This window comes from Streptomyces sp. NPDC051136, assembly GCF_044455745.1.
Classification (GTDB): domain Bacteria; phylum Actinomycetota; class Actinomycetes; order Streptomycetales; family Streptomycetaceae; genus Streptomyces.
Genome location: NZ_JBITFE010000001.1, coordinates 618,267 through 638,557, shown reverse-complemented (window position 1 = coordinate 638,557; position 20,291 = coordinate 618,267). Strand labels below are relative to the sequence as shown.

Below are 20,291 nucleotides of genomic sequence, written 5' to 3'. Positions count from 1 at the left end.
GCCGACGCGCCGCCCACCTCCATGAGCCACCGGCAGATACTCCAGGCCATGTCGGGCCTGATGGCCGGCATGTTCGTCGCGATCCTGGCCGGCACCGTCGTGGCCAACGCACTGCCCACGATCATCGCCGACCTGGGCGCCAGCCAGTCGTCCTACACCTGGGTCGTCACCTCCGAACTCCTGGCGATGACCGCGACGGTGCCGCTGTGGGGCAAGCTGTCCGACCTCTTCAACAAGAAGCTGCTGCTCCAGCTGTCGCTGAGCATGTTCGTGGTCGGCTCCCTGCTGGCCGGCTTCTCGCACGGCGTCGGGCTGCTGATCTTCAGCCGGGTCGTGCAGGGCATCGGCGCGGGCGGCCTGACCGCGCTCGCGCAGGTCGTGATGGCCTCCGTCATCCCGCCCCGCCAGCTGGGCAAGTACGCCGGCATCTTCGGTGCCGTCTTCGCCGTGGGCACGGTGGCCGGACCGCTGGTCGGCGGTGTCCTGGTGGACACCTCGTGGCTGGGCTGGCGCTGGTGCTTCTTCATCGGCGTGCCCTTCGCGCTGCTCGCCATCGCCCTGCTCCAGCGCACCCTGCGCCTGCCCACCGTCAAGCGCGAGGTGCGCATCGACTGGCTCGGCGCGTTCCTGATCGTCGCCGGTGTCTGCGCCCTGCTCATCTGGGTGTCGCTGGCCGGCAACGAGTTCGACTGGGCGTCCTGGCAGACCGGCGTCCTGACCGGCGGCGGTGTGCTGCTGCTCGTCGCCGCGGTGTTCGTCGAGGCCCGCACCGCCGAGCCGGTCATCCCGCTCGGCATCTTCAGGAACCGCACGGTCACCCTGACCACCGTCGCCAGCCTCCTGGTCGGTGTCGCCATGTTCGGCGGGACGGTGTTCCTCTCGCAGTACTTCCAGATCTCCCTGGGCAAGTCGCCGACCGTGGCGGGTCTGATGAGCCTGCCGATGATCCTCGGCCTCCTGGTGTCGTCCACCGTCGCCGGACAGGTCATCAGCCGCACCGGCAAGTGGAAGCGGTACCTGGTGGCGGGCGCGGTGATCATGGCCGTGGGCCTCGCCCTGCTGGCCACCATCGACGCGAAGACCCACTTCGGTCTGCTCAGCCTCTACATGGCGATCCTGGGAGTCGGCGTCGGCATGCTGATGCAGAACCTGGTGCTGGCCGCGCAGAACGACGTGGCCGCCACCGACCTGGGCGCCGCGACCTCCGTGCTGTCGTTCTTCCGCAGCATGGGCGGCACCATCGGCGTCAGCGTCCTCGGCGCGATCCTGGCCAACCGGGTCGCCAGTGAGACGGCCAAGGGGCTCAGCAGCGCGGGCGTCACCGTGCCCGACGGCGGCGGCTCCGGCGAGGGCAGCGTCCCGGACATGTCCACGCTGCCCGGCCCGATGCGGACGATCGTCGAGCACGCCTACGCGGTCGCCACGGCCGACCTGTTCCTGATCGCCACGCCGTTCGCCGTACTGGCGCTGGTCGCGGTGGTCTTCATCAAGGAGAAGCCGCTGAAGACCACCAGCGGCATGGAGCGGCTCGCCGAGGAGTCCGGCGAGGGCGGCGCGGCGCCGACCGAGAAGGACCCGGCGCCGGTCGCCTGAGGCGACCCGGCGAGATGACAGCGGGGCCGCCCGTCCGATCCGGACGGGCGGCCCCGCCGCCGTGTGCGGCGGCGGACCGGGGATCAGCCGCGGGCCACCGCGATCGAACCGGCCAGCCGCTCCCCCGCCTCGTAGACCATGTACGGGACGCCGTGGTCGGTGCCGAAGGACGGGGAGGCCGCACGGCCGTTCTCCGGCGCGGTGCCGCGGGAGTCGTAGAAGACACCCAGGTGCCTGCGGAGCGAGAAGTCGTTGCCGACCTCGGTGATCATCAGGTCGCCGCCGCTCTCCTTGTCCTTGTTGTAGACGACGTAGGTGCTGTCGTTCCGGTGCAGCAGGTGCGGGCCGCCCACGTTGACCGCGCCGACGTCCGTGTGGCGCACCAGGGGCTCCTGGGAGAACGTCCAGGTGCGGCCGTCCGCGGACCAGCCCCAGCCGATGTCACGGTGGTTGGTGGTGTTGTTCAGCATGAAGACCATGACGTAGTGGGCGCCGCGCGCGGGCAGTTCGTGCGGGAAGACCCGGGCGTACGAGGTCTCTGTGGTGCCGGACGGCAGCATCGAGGTGTTCAGCACGACCTTGTCGTAGCTGAAGTGGATGCCGTCGCCGGAGCGGGCGAGCCTGGTCGTGGTGTTCTCGCCGTGGAAGTACAGCCACATCTCCTTGTTCCCCTCGTGCCACATCACGTGCGGCGAGGAGACGTGGCTGACCGAGTAGTGCGGCGACCACGTGTTGGAGACGATCGGGTTGTCCGGGTACTCCGTGAAGGGGCCCTCCAGCGAGTCGCCGTAGGCCAGGCAGATGCCGCCGGGGGCGTCGTGCGGGGCGTAGTACAGGTAGTAGCGGCCGAGCCGGCCGCTCGCGGGCAGCCGGTCGTAGACGCCCCGGACGGTCGGGAAGATGATCTCGCCGGTGGGGTTGTAGGCCAGCCGGGACGGCGTCAGCAGGGTGCGGACGTAGGTGTAGTCGGGGAAGCCGCCGGGCGCGGCGGAGGCGGTGGGCACGCTGGTGGCGCCCAGCGCGAGGGCGGCGCCGGTGGCGGCCGTGCCCTTCAGGAACAGACGGCGGTCGAGGTGCGGCTCGGGCATGTCGACTCCTGGGGAGAGGGGAGGTGTCACAGGTACTGGGCGGCGGTGACGCACAGGCCGCCGAGGGCGACCAGCCACACGTAGGGCAGGGTGCGGACCATGACCTGCTGCGGTCCGACGCCCGCGTACTGGGCGGCCCACACGGTCTGGGTGCTGGTCGGGTCGGCGACGCCGAAGACCTGGTTGTACGAGGTGGCCATGCCGAGGACGGCGACGGCCGGGTAGATGCCGGTGGCGATGAGGACGCCCGCGATGCCCGCTCCGAGCCCGAACACGTTGAGCGGGCCCCGGTACAGGCACAGCGGCACCAGCGCGGTGAAGACGACGACGAACAGCACCGGGTTCTGCGGGCTGACCGCCTTCATCAGCGGCTCCAGCGCGTCCACCGCGCCGGGGAGCTTGACGGCCGCGAGCAGGATGCCGATCGCCACGAACAGGGCGAGCGGCGGCGCGGCCACCTCGAAGCCGCCGTACAGGGTGCGCAGCAGCCGCTTGTTCATCTCGCCCGGCCGGGTGGTGGTGACCAGCGCGTAGAGCACCCCGGCCAGCATCGAGGGGATGATGGCCACGTCCAGGCCGAGGGCCAGGACCAGCGGGACGACCGGGGCGAGCAGCGCGTACCAGGGTGCGTCACCGAGGCGTTCGCGGCGCGGGGCGGGGCGCGCGGAGGCGGACCTGAGCGACCACGCGTGCTCGGTGCCGCGCCGCCGGTTCTCGATGACGACGTAGGCGACGGCCGCGACCAGGGCGAACGGGAACAGCTTCACCATGAAACCGCGGACGGTGTCGACGGGCAGGTCGAGCGCGGTGGAGAAGAACTGCCAGACCGGCAGTTCGAAGGGCACACCGACGGCGATGCCCATGAGCACCGTGCCCGCGGCCGTCACCTTCGGCACGCCGACGGCGACCATGGCGGGGATGCCGATGATGCCGGCCAGCATCGCGGCGGGCGCCGAGCCGGTGACGGTGCCGACGAGCGCGGAGACGGCGAGGACGCCGAGGGCGACGACGGTGGGACGGTCGCCGCCGAACTCGACGATCTTGCGGACGAGGGTGCCGGCGATGCCGGTCTCGTCGAGCAGCTTGCCGAGCCAGGAGCCGAGGATGATGGCGACCATCGTCGCCGCGAGCGCCGGGGCGCCCTCCTGGAGCACCGTGTCCAGGACGCTGTTCTCGCCGGTCAGGGGCGCGCCGGAGAGGAAGGCGATGACCACGGCCAGCAGCACCAGCGCGAAGGCGGTGGGGAGCTTGCGGGTGAGCATCGCGGCGACGCCGGCCGCCATGACGAGGAGGATGACGACACCCATGGGTCAGTTCTCTCTTCTTGCGTCACGTGTGAGTGGTGGGGTGGACGCGCCCTCGGCTTCGGCGGCCACGGCGGCGGTCAGCAGCAGGGGGCTGCGGCCGAGCCCGCAGACGGTACGGGCGTAGGCGTGCGCGGCCACCTCCTCCGCGCCCGCGACGTGTCCGGGTACGCGCAGCCGGCCCAGCCGCAGGGCGCTGTGGCCGAGGGCGCGCTTCAGCGCGGCCTTCGCCGGACCGTGGTGGAGACGGACGTGCACCGCTTCGTGGGCGAGAGCGGCCGCCCTCACGGAGCCGGGCGGGTACCAGTCACGCCAGCCGCGGGCGTCGACGGTCCGTTCGGCCAGGTCGATGGTGTCGGTGTACAGCTCGACCGTGGGCGGCCTGGAGGTGTACCGGGCGAGCAGCCCGAGTTCCAGTCCGCCCTCGCTCTCCACGATCCGGGCGGTGCACTCGACGGGCGCGAGTGCGGCGCCGAACGCGTCGGCCGCCCGTGCCCACCGGCGCAGCAGCTCCGGTTCGCGGTGCTCGTGGGTCGGGGTGGCGGCCAGCAGCCGCACCGCCCACCCGATGTCGTCGGTGGCGGCGAGATCCGCCCGCGCGGGCGCGTTCTCGACGGTCACTCGCGCACCTCCAGTACGGCGACCACCGGTTCGTCGGCGGCGCGGGAACGCAGCTCGCTGCGGGCCAGGGCGAGCAGCGGCTGCGGGTCCAGGACGCCGGAGAGGTCGGCGATGCGGGAGCCGAGCAGCAGCCGCACGGCGGGGGCACGGACGCCTCCGTCGCCGTAGGACGTGTGCTCGGCGACCAGCTCGGCCAGCACCTCGGGGGCGGCGGCGACGGTGGTGGCCTCGACCCGGGCGTCGGTCGCGTGGTGGCGGACGACACCGTCGGCGTCGACGACCCGTACCGGGTGGCGGACGGGACGGAACCGGCGGTGGGTCTCGGCGCCGTAGACGGTGTGCGCCGGGGTGCCCGCGAGCACGCGCACCTGGGACACGTCGGTCCTGAGGCTGGTGGCGGCCAGCCGCAGGCGCTCGGCGTCGTCGGCCCGGTGGGCGCGGTCCTGGGTGCGCAGTTCGGTGGCGCCGGTGGCGACGGCGCGTACGACGTTGGTCTGCGGGTCGACGGTGACCTCGACCTCGACGCCGTCGGCGGCGGCGCCCTGGTCGACCACGGCGCGCTCGGCCTCGGCCCGCACGGCGAGGATCTGCTCCTGGGTGGCGCCGGGCACGATCCGCTCGACCTGTTCCCGGACCAGGGCGAGGGCGACGCCGATGGGGCTGATGACCTCGCTGTGCCGGGCGATGCGGCCGGTCATGCCGGTGCGGGCGGCCAGGTGCGGAGTGACGGAGGCCGCGCCGCCGCCCCCGCCGACCAGCAGAGCGGCGTCGGTGTCCAGGCGGTACTCGCGGACCAGGTCGTCCACGACGGACTTCACCTGGTCCGTCCCGGCATCCAGGAACCGGGCGGCCGCGGTGGGCACGTCGGTGCCGAGGGCGGCGGCGAGCGGGGCCAGGGCGGCCCGGGCGGTGTCGGGGTCGGCGTGGGCGAAGTCGCCCTCGGGCACCCGGCCCAGCGCGTTGGCGGCGCAGGTCATGGTCAGGGCGAACCGGCCGCCCGCCGCGTCGAGGACGGCGTAGTCGGCGGGGTCGCCGGGCAGCGGGCTGACGGTGGTCAGCTTCGCGTCCCGCAGGTCGGCCGGGTCGGCGTAACAGGCGTACGGCAGCCCGGCGATGTGGGCGCTGCGCGGTCCGGCGCCGGTGATGCGGCCGCCGGCGACGCGCACCATGGAGCCGCCGCCGACGCCGACGGTGCGGACGTCGAGGGCGCTGAGGTAGGAGGTCTGCCCGAGCAGGACGGCGTGCCGCACCGCGACCTTGCCGCGCCGGACGACGCTGATGTCGGTGGAGGTGCCTCCCGTCTCCAGGAACACGCCCTCGCTGACGCGTTCCTGCATCAGCGCGCCCGCGACGCCGGCGGCCGGCCCGGACAGGACGGTCAGCAGGGGCCTGCGGCGCATCTCGTCCAGGGACATCACTCCCCCGTCGCAGCGCATCACCATCAGCGGCGCGGTGACGCCGGCCTTGGTGATGGAGGCGTCGACGAGGTCGGCGGTGGCCAGCATGCGCGGCAGGATCGCCGCGTTGACGACGGCGGTGCGGGTGCGTTTGCGCAGCCCGTACAGGGACGTGATCTCGTGCGCCGCGGTGGTGGGCAGGCCGGTGGCGCGGGCGGCGTCGGCGACCGCCTCCTCGCCCTCCGGACGGTCGACGCCGAACGGTTCGCTGGCCACCAGGGCCTGGGCGCCGACGGCGGTGAGCCGTTCGACGGCGGCCCGGACGGCGGGGGCGTCCTCGGGGTCGGACACGTGTGCGTAGTGCAACGGCAGGCGCTTGCCGGGGGTGAGTTCGAGCTTGGCGAGCGTGGCGAGCCTGCGGGTGAAGTACGTGCCCGCGCCGGTGCCTATGCCGAGCAGGCCGACGGTGGCGACGTCGCCCTCCAGCAGGGCGTTGGTAGCCTGGGTCGTGCCGTGCGCCAGGAAGGCCACGTCGGCGGGTGCGTGCCCGGTCTGCGTCAGCAGCCGGTCGAGCGCCTCGACGATGCCGTGCGCGACACCGTCCTCGTGGTGGTGGCTCGTGGGGACCTTCACCTGGCCCACGAGCCTGAGCGTCGTGGCGTCGACCGCCACGGCGTCGGTGAAGGTTCCGCCCACGTCGATGCCGACGCGGATGCGGTGGGTGGTCATGTCCGGGCACCTCCTTGTGCTGGGTCGGTCCACGCGTGGGCGGTCACCGGGCGGGGCAGGTGGTGCTGCCCCGCCCGGACTCCCGTCCCGCGCGGGGCAGTTCAGTACCCCCTGACGTCGGGCCAGTGGCGCTGCACGCCGTCGCGGTCAAGCACCCTGGCGAACTCCTCGAACCGCTTGTCCTCGGCCTGCACCGCGTGCGGCTCGACGTCCTCGGCGAGGCAGTGCGCGGCGAGGGCTCCGGCCACCTCGCCGACGTTCCACTCCACCGGGTGCAGGCGGTAGCAGCCGTTGGTGATGTGGGTGGTGCCGAGGTTCTTGCCGGCCGGCAGCAGGTTGCGCGTCCGGCGCGGGACGAGCGCGCCGAGCGGGATCTCGAAGGGGACGGAGCCGATGTCGACGTAGCCGTCGCCGCCGGTGGAGGGGTGCAGGTCGATGCGGTAGTTGCCGACGCCCACCGAGTCGCGGTGGCGGGTGCGGCCGTAGGGGCCGAGCAGGTCGATGGAGACGTCGTGCTCGGTGACGGTGGTGACGGCCTTGATACGGCGGGACTCGCGGACGTAGGGCGCCTTGGCGAGGCCGTCGGCGGTGCCGGTCACGTCGGGGCGCGGGCGCAGTCCGGGGAAGCCGGTGCCGCCGTCGGTGCGGGGTGCCTCGGTCTGCAGCCAGTACAGCACCGACAGGGACAACTGCCGTGCCTCGCGCAGGGCTTCGGTCTCCTGGCCGATGTAGGGCTTCAGCCAGTAGTCGTTGAGCGGCCAGTTGACGAGGGTGATGTCGGAGTCGAAGGCGCCGTCGGTGTGCAGCTTGCGGGCGAGGATGCGGCGGAAGCCCCACAGTTCCTTGTCGCCCGCGTCGGCGCTCTGGTCGGCGCTGACGGCCAGCGGGTCGAGGTCGGGGTTGGGTTCGAAGGTGCGCGGCACCGGTTCCAGGGTGCGCGGGTCGGGAGCCTCGAAGCCGAGCAGCGGCCCCGGCCAGAAGTCGGGCTTGTAGTCGCGCCAGAAGCCGTAGTCGGCGGGGCGGTCGACGGTGTGGTCCTCGCCCTCGTGGTGGGAGAGGGCGAAGCAGACGGTGATGCCCTGCTGATTGCCGGGCTGGGCCTCGTCGGGTGCGTGCGGTTCGTCGAACTCCGCCCGGGACTCGGCGCCGTTGACGTGTTCGACGCCCGCGAGGTGCAGCAGTTCACCGGTCTCGGTGGCGTCCAGGACGTAGCGGGCGGAGACCGTGCGGCGGGTGCCGTCGCGCAGGTCCTCCAGGGTGACGGCCCGGACGACATCGTTGTCGGTCTCGGCGGCCACCGGACGGTGCTCGGTGAGGACGGTGAGCCGTCCGGCCGCCCGGTGCGGGGCGAGCATGCCCTCCAGGACGGCGAGGGCGACGCGCGGCTCGTGGCAGAGCTTGCTGACCCGGCCTGCGCCCGGGTTCAGGTCGGTGAGCGCCAGAGCCTCGGCGCGCAGCGGGTACCACTGGCGGTAGTAGCCGCGGATGCCCTCGCGCAGGCGCCGGTACGAGGCGGTGGTGCCGAACTGTTCGACCCAGGGGTGTTCGTCGGGCGGCACGGCCTGGCTGGTGAGCTGGCCGCCGATCCAGTCCGTCTCCTCGGTCAGGACGACGCTGCGGCCGGCCCGGCAGGCGGCGAGCGCCGCGGCGACGCCGCCGAGGCCGCCGCCGACGACGAGGATGTCGGGTTCCGGTATCACGCTGCTGCTCCTTCGGTGGTGCGGTCGGTTTCGCGGATGGGTCGGGTGGGCCGGGGGGCCGCCGGGTCAGGGGGCGGCCGGCGGGCCGGCGGTCGTGCCCGGTCTGAAGGCGCAGGCGACGAGGGTGCCCTCGGCGGGGCCGCCCGCGATACGGGCGGCGAGCAGTCTTACGGCCTCGGCGCCCAGCGCCGGCCGCGGGATGTCGAAGCCCGTCGGCACCGGTTCGTCCGCGAGGTCGGCGGGCGGGCTGCCGAGCAGGGCGAGCGACACCTCGCCGGGGCAGTCCAGCCCCGCCTCGTCCACGGCGGCGCGCAGGGCCCGCCAGGCGGCGCCGGTGTCGGTCTCCTCGGCGACGAAGGCGGTGACGCCCTCGGCCAGCCAGTCCCTGACCCGGTCGGCGGTGAGGTCGCGGCGCGGGTCGCCGGAACGGAACACGGCGCCGGCACCGGCGGGCAGGCCGCTGTCCGCGAGCCCGTCGAGAAAGCCGCGTTCACGGTCGGTGGAGGCGGGCGCGTCGTCGTCCTCGCGGACCAGCAGGACCCGGCGGTGGCCGAGTCCGGCGAGCGCGGTGACGACCTCGCGGCTGGCGCTGACGTAGTCGGCGCCGACCCAGGCGAGACCCTCCGGTTCGTCGCGGCGGCCGACGTGGACGACGGGGAAACCGTCGGCCACCAGGCGGCCCAACTCGTCGGCGGGGGCGTGGCGTCCCAGGAAGAGACAGCCGTCCGCCAGCCGAACGCGGTTGAGCGCGCCCGCTCCCCGGGCGCCCGCTCCCCCGGTGCTCGACCCGGTGAACAGCACCAGGTCGTAGCCCTGCGCGGCGGCTTCCTGCTCCACGCCGACGAGGAACGGGTAGTACGAGTGCCGCACGTCGGTCGGGAAGGTGGCGGTGAAGCTGAAGACGCCGAGCAGGTTGTTGCGGGCGGCGGCGAGGCGGCTGGCGGCCGGGTCGGGGACGTAGCCGAGGCTGCGGGCGGCGTCCAGGACCTTGGCGCGGGTCTCCGCCGAGATCGGCCGGCCCGTCGCGAGGTCGCGCCCGGACAGCACCAGGGACACCGTCGCCTGCGAGACACCGGCGAGCCCGGCCACCTCCGCCTGCCGGGGCCGGGCCCGCCGGCCGGGCTGCACGGGGGCCCTCCCGGGCCTGCCCCGCCCTGCGGCTTCCTTCGCCACCACTGCTCCTCCCCGTCGTGACCGACGCTGTTAATGCGCATTACCTCATGCGCATTACCGAGTAATGTGGAGGACCGGGGCCGCCGGGTCAAGGGGTTGCGCGAAGGAAAACGCGTGGGACGGCGGGGTTTCCCCGCCGCCCCGCGCGGTGCCGGATCAGATGCCGAACGGTGCCGCGTACCGGACCGTTCCGGCGGGCAGCGGGTGAGCGGCGTCCAGGGTGAGGGCCATCAGGGCCTCGTCCGGCACGTCGACGGTCAGGCGGATGCCGTGGGCGGAGGCCCGGGTGAAGCCGAACCGGGGGTAGTACTCCGGGTGTCCGAGCACGACGACGTGGTGCTCGCCGAGGCGCTCGGCCGCGCGCAGCCCGGCCCGTACGGCGGCCGTGCCGGCACCGGAGTTCTGGTGCTCGGGCCGGACGGCGACGGGCGCCAGGCACAGCGCCGGGCTGTCACCGATGTGGCAGCGGGTCAGCAGGGCGTGCCCGACGGGCCGGTCCGACGCGTCGACGGCGACGAGGGACAGGCCGTCGATCCACGCCGTGGGGTTGGCGCGCAGGGCGTCCACGAGGGCGGCCTCCTCCGGCGTGGGGAAGGCGGCGCGGACGAGGGCGCGGACGGCAGGGATGTCGGCGCCGGTCTCGGTGCGGGTGGTCCAGGAACGAGATGAAGGCATGACGGGACTGGGGTCCTTTTCCGTGTGCGTTCGGTTCGAGGGATGCGGGGTCCAGGCCGCCGCTCTGACACGAGGGAGCCTGCCGGGGCTGCGGGGCTCAGGCCGCAGGGGAGGTCCGGGCGTCGCGGCGGACGGCGTCGGGCTCGGTCATCTGCCCCACCTCCCTGTCCTTCCGCTCCCGCGGAGCTCGATCGAAACGCGAACGACGAACACTGTAGCCGGGCGGGTGTGCGCGCCGTGCGTGGCCGCAGGGGCTGCGCGGGCCGGGTCGGCGCCCGGACGGCAGGGGAACCGGCTGTTAGGCTGGTGGAGACGTTGATCGTGCAGCGAGGAGTCGCGGACATGGTGGGTGACGACGACATCTCCGGGTGAGACCCGGTTCCGGTAGGCCGCAGTGGGCGTTCTCGAGCGCCGTCGCAGTGGCCCCTTCGTCGTTCCCTTTTTCCTGTCCTCCCTCCCGGGCAGAGGTCTGATTCCTGCCGCTGCCCCTCACCGCGACGAGGTCGTCTCCATGTCCGACGCTGTCCTTCGCTGTTCCCACCTGTCCTTCTCCTGGCCCGACGACACCCCTGTCTTCGAGGACCTGTCGTTCACCGTGGGCGCGGGGCGCACGGGTCTGGTGGCCCCCAACGGGGCCGGCAAGTCCACCCTCCTGAAGCTGATCGCCGGAGAGCTGCGGCCCACCGCGGGCTCCGTGACGGTCTCCGGTGTCCTCGGCCACCTGCCCCAGACCCTCCCGCTGACCTCCGGCCTCACCGTGGCCGAGGTCCTCGGCGTCGACGCCGTGATCCGGGCCATCGACGCCGTGGAGTCCGGGGACGTGGCCGAGGAGCACTTCACCGCCATCGGCGACGACTGGGACATCGAGGAGCGCACCCGCGCCCAGCTCGACCGCCTGGGCCTGGCCGACCTCGCCCTTGACCGGCGCCTCGGCACGCTCAGCGGCGGCCAGGTGGTCTCCCTCGGGCTCGCCGCCCAGCTGCTGAAGCGGCCCGACGTGCTCCTGCTCGACGAGCCCACCAACAACCTCGACGCGGCCGCCCGCGGCAGGCTCCACGACGTGCTCTCCGACTACAACGGCTGTCTGCTCCTCGTCAGCCACGACCGGGAGCTGCTCGACCGCATGGAGCGCATCGCCGAGCTCGACCGCGGCGAACTGCGCCAGTACGGCGGCAACTTCACCGCGTACGAGGAGGCCGTCCGCGCGGAGCAGGAGGTCGCCGAGAAGAACGTCCGCAACGCCGAGCAGGAGCTGAAGCGGGAGAAGCGGGAGCTGCAGCAGGCCCGCGAGCGCGCCGACCGCCGGGCGAGCAACGCCGCCCGCAACCTGAAGAACGCCGGGCTGCCCCGCATCTTCGCCGGCAACATGAAGCGCGGGGCGCAGGAGTCCGCGGGCCGGGCGGGCCAGACCCATGCCAACCGGGTCGGGGAGGCGAAGGCGCGGCTGGACGAGGCGGAGCGGTCGCTGCGCGAGGAGGAGCGCATCACGCTGGACCTGCCGGACACCCGTGTCCCCGCCGGGCGCACCCTCTTCCTCGGTGAGCGGCTGCGGATCCGGCTGGGCGAGCGGGACGTGTTCGGCCCGGCGGGGGCCGACCTGACGGTCCGGGGCCCGGAGCGGATCGCGCTGACCGGCGCCAACGGCGCGGGCAAGAGCACCCTGTTGCGTCTGGTCAACGGTGACCTGGAGCCGGCGGGCGGCGAGATCCGGCGGGCCGACGGGCGCGTCGCGTACCTCTCCCAGCGGCTGGACCTGCTGGACGAGGAGCGCACCGTCGCCGAGAACTTCGCCGCCAGTGCCCCGCACCGGCCGGAGGCCGAGCGGATGAACCTCCTCGCCCGCTTCCTCTTCCGGGGCGCGCGCGCCCACCTGCCCGTCGGGCTGCTCTCCGGCGGCGAGCGGCTGCGGGCCACCCTGGCCTGCGTCCTGTGCGCGGAACCGGCCCCGCACCTGCTGCTCCTCGACGAGCCGACGAACAACCTCGACCTGGTCGGGGTGGGCCAGCTGGAGAGCGCGCTGAACTCCTACCGCGGAGCCTTCGTGGTCGTCAGCCACGACCGGCGGTTCCTGCGCGAGATCGGCGTCGACCGCTGGCTGCGGCTGGCGGACGGCGAGCTGACGGAGACGGGAGCGCCCGAGGTGTGAGGCGACGGTGGGGCAGGCCGCCCGGGCGCGATGGTCTGCGTTTGCGGTCGGAGGGTGCCGGGCGGCAGGCTGCCGGGGTGGCCACTTTGCTGATCGTGCATCACACGCCGTCGCCGAACTGTCAGGCGATGCTGGAGTCCGTCGTGTCCGGGGCGAGCGCGCCCGAGATCGAGGGGGTGCGGGTGGTCCGGCGGGCGGCCCTGGCGGCCACGGCCGTCGACGTGCTGGAGGCGGACGGCTTCGTGCTGGGCACCCCGGCCAACCTGGGCTACATGTCGGGTGCGCTCAAGCACTTCTTCGACCAGGTCTACTACCCGTGCCTGGACGGGACGCGCGGCCGCCCCTTCGGTTACTACGTGCACGGGGGCAGCGACACCACCGGCGCGGTGCGCGCCGTCGAGTCGGTCACGACCGGCCTCGGCTGGCGGCGCGCGGCGCCCGCGGTCACGGTGGCCGGTGAGCCGGGCAAGGCCGACCTGGCCGCCTGCTGGGAGCTGGGTGCCACGCTCGCCGCCGGCCTGATGGACGGCTGACCTCCCCGGTCCGGTGGCCCGGGGAGCCGCGCGCCGTCTCTCAGCCGGGCAGCGTGCCCAGGTAGCGCACGTGCGGGCGGCCGCCCGGGCCGGTACGGGTGATCTCGGCGTCGACCCGGTAGACCTTCGCGACCAGGTCGGCCGTCAGGACCTCCTCGGGTGCGCCGCGGGCCACGACCCGTCCCTCGGCGAGGACGACGAGGTGGTCGCAGTACATCGCGGCGAGGTTGAGGTCGTGCAGGGCGATCACGCTGGTGACGGGAAGGGCGGCGACGAGGGCCAGCACGTCGAGCTGGTGCTGGACGTCGAGGTGGTTGGTCGGTTCGTCGAGGAGGAGTTCGCGCGGCTGCTGGGCCAGTGCGCGGGCGATCTGGACCCGCTGGCGTTCGCCGCCGGACAGCGTGTGCCAGAGCCGCTGGGTCTGCCCCGTCAGGCCGGTGCGGTCGAGGGCGTCCGCGACCGCCTCCTCGTCGGCCGCCGACGCCGGTGCCCAGGCGCGGCGGTGCGGGATGCGGCCGAGCCGGACGACGTCCCGGACGGTCAGTTCCACCTGGGTGTCGGTCTGCTGCTCGACCACGGCGACCCGGCGGGCGACGTCCCGGCGGGCCACCCGGTCCAGGGGGCGTCCGTCGAGGGTGACGACGCCGGAGGCCGGAGCGAGTACACCGGCGAGCATCCGCAGCAGGGTGGACTTGCCGGAGCCGTTGGGCCCGAGCAGTCCGGTCGTGGCGCCGGTGCGCGGGCTCAGGTCGACGCCGTCCAGGACGAGCCGTCCGCCGGCGGTGCGGGAGACCCGTTCGGCGCTCAGGGTCACCGTGTCCTCCGGGTGCGGTGGAGCACGAGCACGAAGGCGGGCACCCCGATCAGCGAGGTCACCACGCCCACCGGGACCTCCTGCGGTTCCAGGACGGTGCGGGCCAGGGTGTCGACCCACACCAGGAACACGGCCCCGGCGAGTGCGCAGACCGGCAGCAGCCGGGCGTGTCCAGGGCCGGTGAGCGCCCGTACCGCGTGCGGCAGCACCAGGCCGACGAAGCCGATCGCGCCGGCCGAGGCGACCAGGGCGGCGGTGAGCAGGGCCGTGGCGCACAGCAGCACCAGGCGGGTACGGGCCACCCGGACGCCGAGCGCGGCCGCGGCGTCCTGGCCGAAGGCGAAGGCGTCCAGGGTCCTGGCGTGCCCGAGGCAGACGGCCAGGACCAGCGACAGCGCCGCGGCGCCGGTCCACACGTCGCTCCAGCCCGCGCCGCCGAGCGAGCCGAGCAGCCAGAACAGCACGCCGCGGGTGGTCTCGGCGTCGGCCGCGGTCATGACCACGAAGGAGGTGAGCGCGGAGAACAGCTGCATCGCCGCCACGCCCGCGAGCACCACCCGGTCCGTGGTGCCGCCCAGGCTGTGGCTGAGCAGCATCACCAGCGCGAAGGAGCAGACCGCGCCGATGAACGCCCCGCCCGGGACCGACAGCGCCCCGCCGCCCACGCCGAGCACCACGACCAGGACGGCGCCGGTCGAGGCACCGGAGGAGACGCCCAGCACGAAGGGGTCGGCGAGCGGGTTGCGCAGCAGGGACTGGAGAACGGCCCCGCACACGGCGAGTCCGGCGCCGCAGACCGCCGCGAGGAGGGTGCGCGGCAGCCGCAGGTCCCAGACGATGCCGTCGCGGATCGGCGTCACGTCCCCGGCGGTGGTGCCCGCCCCGAGGTGGGCGGCGATCACGGACCACACGTCGGCGACGCCGATGTCCGCGGGTCCGACGGTGACGGCGACGGCCACCGACGCGCACAGGGCGACGGTCCCGGCCGCCGCCCACACGGGGAGGGCGCGGCGCAGCGCGCGTATGCCGGAGAGGGAGCCCGCCCGGCCGACGGAGGTCACTTGACCAGCCCGAACTCGCGCAGTGCCGCGGCCACCTGCTCCACGCCCTCGACAGTACGGATGGTGGGGTTCATGGCCTGCCCGCTGAGCAGCACGTAGCGCTTCTCGCGGACGGCTGTCATGTTCCGGGTGACCGGGTTCGACTCCAGGAACTCGATCTTCTTCGCCGCCGTCTCGGCCGTCTCCGACCTGCGGGTGAGGTCGCCGAGGACCAGGACGTCGGGGTCCCGGTCGGCGACCGTCTCCCAGCCGGCCTGCGGCCACTCCTCGTGGGTGTCGGCCATGGCGTTCTCCGCGCCGACGGCCCGGGTGATGACGCCGGGGGCGCCACAGCAGCCCGCCAGGTAGGGCGAGGTGGAGTTGGCGAACCAGTACATGAGGGTGACACCGGAGGCGTCGATGCCGGCGGTGGCCCGGTCGATCCTGGACCTGAGGTCGGCGACGAGTTTCTCGCCGCGCCGTTCGACGTCGAAGAGGCGGGCGAGGTCGCGCACTTCGCGGTAGACGGTGTCCATGGTGAGGGTCTCGTCCCGGACTCCGTCACCGCCGCCGCTGTTGTCCTTGCCCAGGCAGTCGGACGGTGACAGGTAGGCCGGTACGCCGAGTCGCGCGAACCGCTCGCGGGTGGCGACGCCACCGGTCCCGAGCGTCGAGGCGAACGAGGCGGCGACGAAGTCGGGTTCCGCGGCCAGGACCGTCTCGAAGGAGGGTCTGTCGTCGGCGAGCCGGGGGACGCCCGCGTTCGCCTTCTCCAGTCCCTTCATGACCGGGTCGGTCCAGGTGGCGGTGCCCGCCATGCGGTCGGCGAGGCCGAGCGAGAGCAGGATCTCCGTGGTGCCCTGATTGAGGGAGACGGCCCGCCGGGGCGGTGCGGCGACCCGGACGTCCTGTCCGCAGTCGTGGACGGTGCGCGGGTGGCCCGCCGCGGCGGCCGGGTCGTCCGTGGCCGTGCCGGAACCGCAGCCGGCGGCCGCCAGGACCGTTGCCAGGAGCAGGGCGGTCGCGCTCAGGGCGCGACGGGAGGGCAGGTGCCGTCGGGGTCCGACGGGGCGTGCTGCGGGCAAGGAGGGGTCCTCCGGCGTCGAGGGCTCATGCGCGAAGCCCGTCCGTACGGTGCGGCCCGCGCCGCACGCGGCGCGGGTGCCAGCAGGTCTTCGGACTCGGGATCGACCGGACGGAACGCCTTCCCGGGTGGCGTACGCCGCCCAGTGGCCGTGTCCCGCCCGTCCCCCTCACCGCTGCGCGTCAGTTCCGGATTCGCACCGGATTCCCTGACCCACCAGGTGGGTTCGACTGGCTTGCGCAAGCTACCACAGGGTCGGCACCGCGCCGGAGGGCGACCGCCGCCCGCCCCGCCGCTCCCCCGGCCCGTCGGCCCGTCGGCCCGGGGGTCCGTCGGGCCGTGGGTTCACGGACCCGCGGGCTCCAAGACTGTTGCCGATGACGCGGCTCCCTGCGTGGGCGGTCGCGACGTTGCGGCGCCCGGCGTCACCGCGGGTCACGCCGGTGGAGCCGTCGGCCGTGCGGGGCCCGTCCGAGTCCGAGGTGGTCGGCGGCGGTCGGTCGAGGAGCGAGGGGCACTCAGAGTGGCGTCGCGGCCCGCAGGATGAGGAACATCGTGACGGCGGCGTTCGCGGACGACATGGCCGAGACGGCGGCTCCGGCGGCCGCGGCCCACGCCGCCATGCCCACCGACGTGAAGACCGGGGGCCAGGCTCGGACCGCGGGAGCGGGGCCCAGCAGGGCCGCCACCCGGCGCGGGACCGGGCCGGGCGACGCGAGACCGGCGAGGGTGGGGGCGGGGGTGCCGCGCGAGACGAGGGCGGCCTTGCCGATCGCCGTGGCCACCGCGCGGCGGTCGCCGACGGCCCGTGCGGCGGCCTCGTCCGCCCACCGCTCCGTCGTGTAGGACACGGTCGTGCGCAGGGGACGCAGGAACGGGTTGGCCAGCGCGGCGAGCCGGACGGCGAGCAGGAAGCGGTGGTGCCGGGCGGCGAGGTGAGCGCGCTCGTGGGCGAACAACGCGCGCCTCTCACCGGCATCGAGGCAGTCGAGCAGGGCCGTGCTGACCACCACGCGGTCCCGGCGGCCGCCGGGCAGCGCGTAGGCATAGGGCACACCGTCCGGCAGTACGGCGACACCGGTGCCCGGGAGACCGGCCAGCGCGCGGTGGGCGCGTCGGCGCACCCTGCCGTGCCGCCACAGGGCCCGCGCCGAGGCCGCGACCACCGCGCAGAGGGCGGGGATGGCCGCCTTGCCGACCACCTCGTCGTAGGGCACCGCCGCCCGCACCTCGGGGTCGGACCAGCCGTCGGGCAGAGGGTTGCCGGGCAGTTGGGCGGTGCCGACCACCATCACCAGTGCCAGGCACACCGTGCTGCACAGGGCCATCACGGCGGCGACGGCGGTGAGCAGCCTGGTCGCGGTCCGCGGGTGCAGGTGCTGTTCGGCCAGTCTGGCGATCGGCCACGCCGTCAGCGGCAGGACCAGCGGCAGGAAGACGAAGACCCCCATGCGGCGTCAGTCGTCCTCCGCGGCGCGGGCGTGCCCCAGCAGTGCGCGCAGCAGTCGCTCGTCGTCGGGATCGAGGCCGGTGACGAAGCTGGCCAGCACCGCTTCCCGGTCGCTCTCGCCGTCCAGCACCTTGCGCATCTTCCGCGCGGCCAGGCCCGCCTGGTCGGAGGCGGGCGTCCAGGCGAAGGACCGGCCCGTGCGCTCACGGCTGACGGCGCCCTTCTCCAGCAGCCTGGTCAGGATCGTGATCACGGTGGTGTAGGCGAGGTCGCCGCCGAGGCGCTCCTGCACCCAGCCGGCCGTCGCGGGGCCGTCCGCCCCGCGCAGCGCGGAGAGCACCAGCGCCTCGAGTTCGCCCTGCCCCCGCCGCCGCGGACGCCGGTCATCCGTCACGGCCCGCCTCCTTCCGCCGCCGTCGTCTTCCGGAGCGCCATCGTATAGAAGACTGGTTTCTACACTGCTGTAGATTGGCGGCAGGCATCCGTGACACGGCGAACGCGACGAAGGAGAACGCAGTGGGAGTTTCCCTGGCCAAGGGCGGCAACGTCTCGCTCAGCAAGGAGGCGCCGGGTCTGACCGCCGTGCTGGTCGGTCTGGGCTGGGACGTGCGCACCACGACCGGCACCGACTACGACCTCGACGCCTCCGCGTTGCTCCTGGACGCGTCGGGCAAGGTGCTCTCGGACGGGCACTTCGTCTTCTACAACAACCTCACCAGCCCCGACGGATCGGTGGAGCACACCGGTGACAACCTCACCGGTGAGGGCGAGGGCGACGACGAGGCGGTCAAGGTGAACCTCGCCGCGGTGCCGGCCGAGGTGGACCGCATCGTCTTCCCGGTCTCCATCCACGACGCGGAGAGCCGGGGCCAGAGCTTCGGCCAGGTCCGCAACGCCTTCATCCGGGTCGTCAACCAGGCGAACGACCAGGAGATCGCTCGCTACGACCTGTCCGAGGACGCCTCGACCGAGACCGCGATGGTCTTCGGCGAGCTGTACCGGCACGGCGCGGAGTGGAAGTTCCGGGCGGTCGGACAGGGGTACGCCTCGGGTCTCGCGGGCATCGCGTCGGACTTCGGCGTCAACGTCTGATCCCGTCCCGGCTCTCCGGGCCCCGGACTCGGGGTCCGGAGAGCCGGGGCACGGGGCACGGCCCGCCGGGTCAGTGGTCAGTGGTCCGTGGTGCAGCAGCCGGCGTCGCCGCCGGCCGGGGCGGCGGGTCCGGTGGTGTCGAGGCGGCAGAAGCAGGACGCCTCGACCGGCACGTCCGCCAGCGCGGCGGCGAGCCTCAGCTGCTGGGCCACGATTCGCGCCTCCCCCGCCTTGCCCAGCCGCACCAGGCACTCGTGGAGCCCGTGCAGCGCCCAGACGTTGTTCGGGTGCTGGAGCGGACGGGGCAGGGTGTCGTCCAGTCCCAGGTCGGCGCGGTAGACCGCCTCGGCCTCGGCGATCCGGCCCTGTTCCAGGAGCAGGGCGCCGTAGGCGTGCCGGGTGGGCTGCATCCAGCCCCAGGGTTCGTCGTAGGGCAGGCTGTCGTCCAGCTCGATCGAGCGTTCCAGGGCGGCGAAGGCGGCGGCGTGGTCGCCCCTGCGGTACTCCAGCTCGCCGTCGAGCATGGCCGAGGCGATGGCCAGGAGATCGGCGCAGGTGTTGTTGAACAGCGTGCGGGACTCGGGCACCCGGGCGACCGCCGCGCGGAACGAGGCCCGCTCGGCCTCCGCCTCGGTCACCCGTCCGGTGGCCGAGAGGGCGACGCCGCGGGCGTAGTGCAGCATCGCGGTCGTCACGCAGTACAGGCGCGGGTCGGCGGGCAGCGGCAGGGCGAGGATGTCCGTCCAGCGGCCGAACCGGATCAGGACGTGCACCCGCATGGCCAGGAAGCCTTCGAGCCAGTCGGCCATCGGCGGGCTCTCCACCCGCAGCAGTTCCTCGGGGATCGACGCCTCCAGCCGGGCCGCGGTGTCGAGGGCGGTCTCGGACCGGCCGAGGAACATCGCGCCGTAGATTTTGAAGTGGTAGTTGTGCGAGCGGTAGAGGGTGTAGAAGTTCATCGCACCCGACCGGGCGCGGTACTTCTCGTCGGCGACGATCGCGGCGTCGTTGTCCGACACCACCATGCGGTAGTCGCCGCACAGCACTTCGAGGTGGGACGGCATGTGCTGGAGGTGCCCCGCGTCGGGCACCAGGTCGCGCAGCCGGTCGGCGACGGTGAGGGCCGCCTCGGGAGTGGGGGACATCTCCATCAGGTGGATGTAGAGGTGCAGGACGCCGGGGTGGTCGCGCCCCCCGTCGGCGGCCAGGGCCCGCTCCAGCACCTCTTTCGCCGCCGTCGTGCGCGCGCCCTCGGCGGGCAGACCCGTGGACAGGTCCCACAGCTGCCAGGGGGTCAGGTTCATCAGGGCGTCGGCGTAGAGAGCGGCCACGTCCAGGTCACCGGGGGCCAGTTCGTGGACGGCGCGCATGCCGTCCGCGTACGGCGCGTTCCACACCGAGCAGTCCTCGACGGCGCTCGCCCGGGGGTACCGGGCGCGCAGGGCACCGATCAGGGCGCGCTCGACCGGGGAGGCCCGGCCGGCCAGACCGTGGGCACGTTCGACGGCGGCGTGGGTGCGGTCGACGGCCCGGGTCAGCTCCTCGGCGTCGAAGGCCTCCCACGGCTTGTTGTAGTTGGGGCCGAGTGCGTAGGCGATGCCCCAGTGGGCCATGGCGCACTCCGGGTCCGCCGCGGCGGCGGCCTCGAAGCACTCGACGGCCTCCTCGTGGTGGAAGGCGTACGTCCACACCAGCCCGCGGTCGAACCACCGCTGGGCCTCGGGCGACGAGGTCGTCACCGGACGGCCGTGGCCGCCCAGGTCGTAGTAGTCCATGAGGGACATATACCGGGCTCGCCCGGGTGCGGGGACGGGCAACACCCCGAAGGAGCCGGTTCGCTCGGCGCGGTGGC

At 73.7% G+C, this 20,291-nt stretch carries 17 protein-coding genes and 1 riboswitch; of the genes, 4 read left to right on the top strand and 13 right to left on the bottom strand.

Going from position 1 to position 20,291, the window contains the following annotated elements; translation table 11 throughout:
- Positions 1–21: 21 nt before the first annotated feature.
- On the top strand, positions 22–1,593 hold the full coding sequence (locus tag ACIBCJ_RS02780; RefSeq protein WP_362107694.1) for an MDR family MFS transporter: 1,572 nt from the start codon (positions 22–24) through the stop codon (positions 1,591–1,593).
- An 83-nt stretch (positions 1,594–1,676) separates the two neighbouring features.
- On the opposite strand, the gene ACIBCJ_RS02775 is transcribed toward ACIBCJ_RS02780, so the two are convergent.
- From ACIBCJ_RS02775 to ACIBCJ_RS02745, 7 genes are all read right to left on the bottom strand, one after another.
- A complete protein-coding gene (locus ACIBCJ_RS02775; RefSeq protein WP_365978697.1) occupies positions 1,677–2,681 on the bottom strand; it encodes a twin-arginine translocation signal domain-containing protein in 1,005 nt (334 codons plus the stop codon).
- 26 nt (positions 2,682–2,707) lie between these two features.
- On the bottom strand, positions 2,708–3,988 hold the full coding sequence (locus tag ACIBCJ_RS02770) for a TRAP transporter large permease subunit (RefSeq protein WP_362092525.1): 1,281 nt from the start codon (positions 3,986–3,988) through the stop codon (positions 2,708–2,710).
- 3 nt (positions 3,989–3,991) lie between these two features.
- Complete coding sequence (locus ACIBCJ_RS02765) at positions 3,992–4,606, bottom strand: hypothetical protein (RefSeq protein ID WP_362092522.1); 615 nt, start codon at positions 4,604–4,606, stop codon at positions 3,992–3,994.
- Positions 4,603–6,732, bottom strand: a complete 2,130-nt coding sequence (locus ACIBCJ_RS02760) for a hydantoinase/oxoprolinase family protein (RefSeq protein ID WP_365978698.1) — start codon at positions 6,730–6,732, stop codon at positions 4,603–4,605. The genes ACIBCJ_RS02765 and ACIBCJ_RS02760 overlap by 4 nt, the downstream gene beginning before the upstream one ends.
- A 101-nt stretch (positions 6,733–6,833) precedes the next feature.
- On the bottom strand, positions 6,834–8,432 hold the full coding sequence (locus ACIBCJ_RS02755; protein ID WP_365978699.1) for an FAD-dependent oxidoreductase: 1,599 nt from the start codon (positions 8,430–8,432) through the stop codon (positions 6,834–6,836).
- 66 nt (positions 8,433–8,498) lie between these two features.
- Positions 8,499–9,560, bottom strand: a complete 1,062-nt coding sequence (locus ACIBCJ_RS02750) for a LacI family DNA-binding transcriptional regulator (RefSeq protein WP_365978700.1) — start codon at positions 9,558–9,560, stop codon at positions 8,499–8,501.
- Between the two features lie 201 nt (positions 9,561–9,761).
- On the bottom strand, positions 9,762–10,280 hold the full coding sequence (locus tag ACIBCJ_RS02745; RefSeq protein WP_365978701.1) for an N-acetyltransferase: 519 nt from the start codon (positions 10,278–10,280) through the stop codon (positions 9,762–9,764).
- A gap of 511 nt (positions 10,281–10,791) precedes the next feature.
- Here ACIBCJ_RS02745 and abc-f point away from each other — a divergent pair.
- Positions 10,792–12,426: a ribosomal protection-like ABC-F family protein gene (gene abc-f / locus ACIBCJ_RS02740; RefSeq protein WP_362092510.1), complete on the top strand. Its 1,635-nt coding sequence runs from the start codon at positions 10,792–10,794 to the stop codon at positions 12,424–12,426.
- A gap of 77 nt (positions 12,427–12,503) precedes the next feature.
- Positions 12,504–12,959 (top strand): NAD(P)H-dependent oxidoreductase, encoded by a 456-nt coding sequence (locus ACIBCJ_RS02735; protein ID WP_365978702.1) that lies wholly within the window; start codon positions 12,504–12,506, stop codon positions 12,957–12,959.
- 40 nt (positions 12,960–12,999) lie between these two features.
- Here the strand turns inward: ACIBCJ_RS02735 and ACIBCJ_RS02730 are convergent, their stop codons facing one another.
- The 5 genes from ACIBCJ_RS02730 to ACIBCJ_RS02710 form a co-directional block, all read right to left on the bottom strand.
- Entirely contained in the window at positions 13,000–13,773 is a 774-nt protein-coding gene (locus tag ACIBCJ_RS02730) for an ABC transporter ATP-binding protein (protein WP_365978703.1), read from the bottom strand.
- Positions 13,770–14,798 (bottom strand): FecCD family ABC transporter permease, encoded by a 1,029-nt coding sequence (locus ACIBCJ_RS02725; protein WP_399281855.1) that lies wholly within the window; start codon positions 14,796–14,798, stop codon positions 13,770–13,772. Before ACIBCJ_RS02725 ends, ACIBCJ_RS02730 begins: the two co-directional genes overlap by 4 nt.
- Positions 14,799–14,830: 32 nt before the next feature.
- On the bottom strand, positions 14,831–15,898 hold the full coding sequence (locus tag ACIBCJ_RS02720; protein WP_362092501.1) for an ABC transporter substrate-binding protein: 1,068 nt from the start codon (positions 15,896–15,898) through the stop codon (positions 14,831–14,833).
- 63 nt (positions 15,899–15,961) lie between these two features.
- Positions 15,962–16,147, bottom strand: a riboswitch (cobalamin riboswitch).
- A 268-nt stretch (positions 16,148–16,415) separates the two neighbouring features.
- Positions 16,416–17,348 (bottom strand): M56 family metallopeptidase, encoded by a 933-nt coding sequence (locus ACIBCJ_RS02715; RefSeq protein ID WP_362092498.1) that lies wholly within the window; start codon positions 17,346–17,348, stop codon positions 16,416–16,418.
- A 6-nt stretch (positions 17,349–17,354) separates the two neighbouring features.
- Positions 17,355–17,741 (bottom strand): BlaI/MecI/CopY family transcriptional regulator, encoded by a 387-nt coding sequence (locus tag ACIBCJ_RS02710; RefSeq protein WP_133884821.1) that lies wholly within the window; start codon positions 17,739–17,741, stop codon positions 17,355–17,357.
- Positions 17,742–17,863: 122 nt separating this feature from the next.
- Here ACIBCJ_RS02710 and ACIBCJ_RS02705 point away from each other — a divergent pair, with 122 nt between their 5' ends.
- Complete coding sequence (locus ACIBCJ_RS02705) at positions 17,864–18,439, top strand: TerD family protein (RefSeq protein ID WP_362092493.1); 576 nt, start codon at positions 17,864–17,866, stop codon at positions 18,437–18,439.
- 77 nt (positions 18,440–18,516) lie between these two features.
- Here the strand turns inward: ACIBCJ_RS02705 and ACIBCJ_RS02700 are convergent, their stop codons facing one another.
- Complete coding sequence (locus tag ACIBCJ_RS02700; RefSeq protein ID WP_365978704.1) at positions 18,517–20,214, bottom strand: hypothetical protein; 1,698 nt, start codon at positions 20,212–20,214, stop codon at positions 18,517–18,519.
- Between the last annotated feature and the right edge of the window lie 77 nt (positions 20,215–20,291).

Coding starts and splice junctions, on each gene's coding strand:
- ACIBCJ_RS02780 (WP_362107694.1), top strand. CDS start 22: ATGAGCCACCGGCAGATACTCCAGGCCATGTCGGGCCTGATGGCCGGC.
- abc-f (WP_362092510.1), top strand. CDS start 10,792: ATGTCCGACGCTGTCCTTCGCTGTTCCCACCTGTCCTTCTCCTGGCCC.
- ACIBCJ_RS02775 (WP_365978697.1), bottom strand. CDS start 2,681: ATGCCCGAGCCGCACCTCGACCGCCGTCTGTTCCTGAAGGGCACGGCC.
- ACIBCJ_RS02745 (WP_365978701.1), bottom strand. CDS start 10,280: ATGCCTTCATCTCGTTCCTGGACCACCCGCACCGAGACCGGCGCCGAC.
- ACIBCJ_RS02715 (WP_362092498.1), bottom strand. CDS start 17,348: ATGGGGGTCTTCGTCTTCCTGCCGCTGGTCCTGCCGCTGACGGCGTGG.
- ACIBCJ_RS02700 (WP_365978704.1), bottom strand. CDS start 20,214: ATGGACTACTACGACCTGGGCGGCCACGGCCGTCCGGTGACGACCTCG.
- ACIBCJ_RS02760 (WP_365978698.1), bottom strand. CDS start 6,732: ATGACCACCCACCGCATCCGCGTCGGCATCGACGTGGGCGGAACCTTC.
- ACIBCJ_RS02770 (WP_362092525.1), bottom strand. CDS start 3,988: ATGGGTGTCGTCATCCTCCTCGTCATGGCGGCCGGCGTCGCCGCGATG.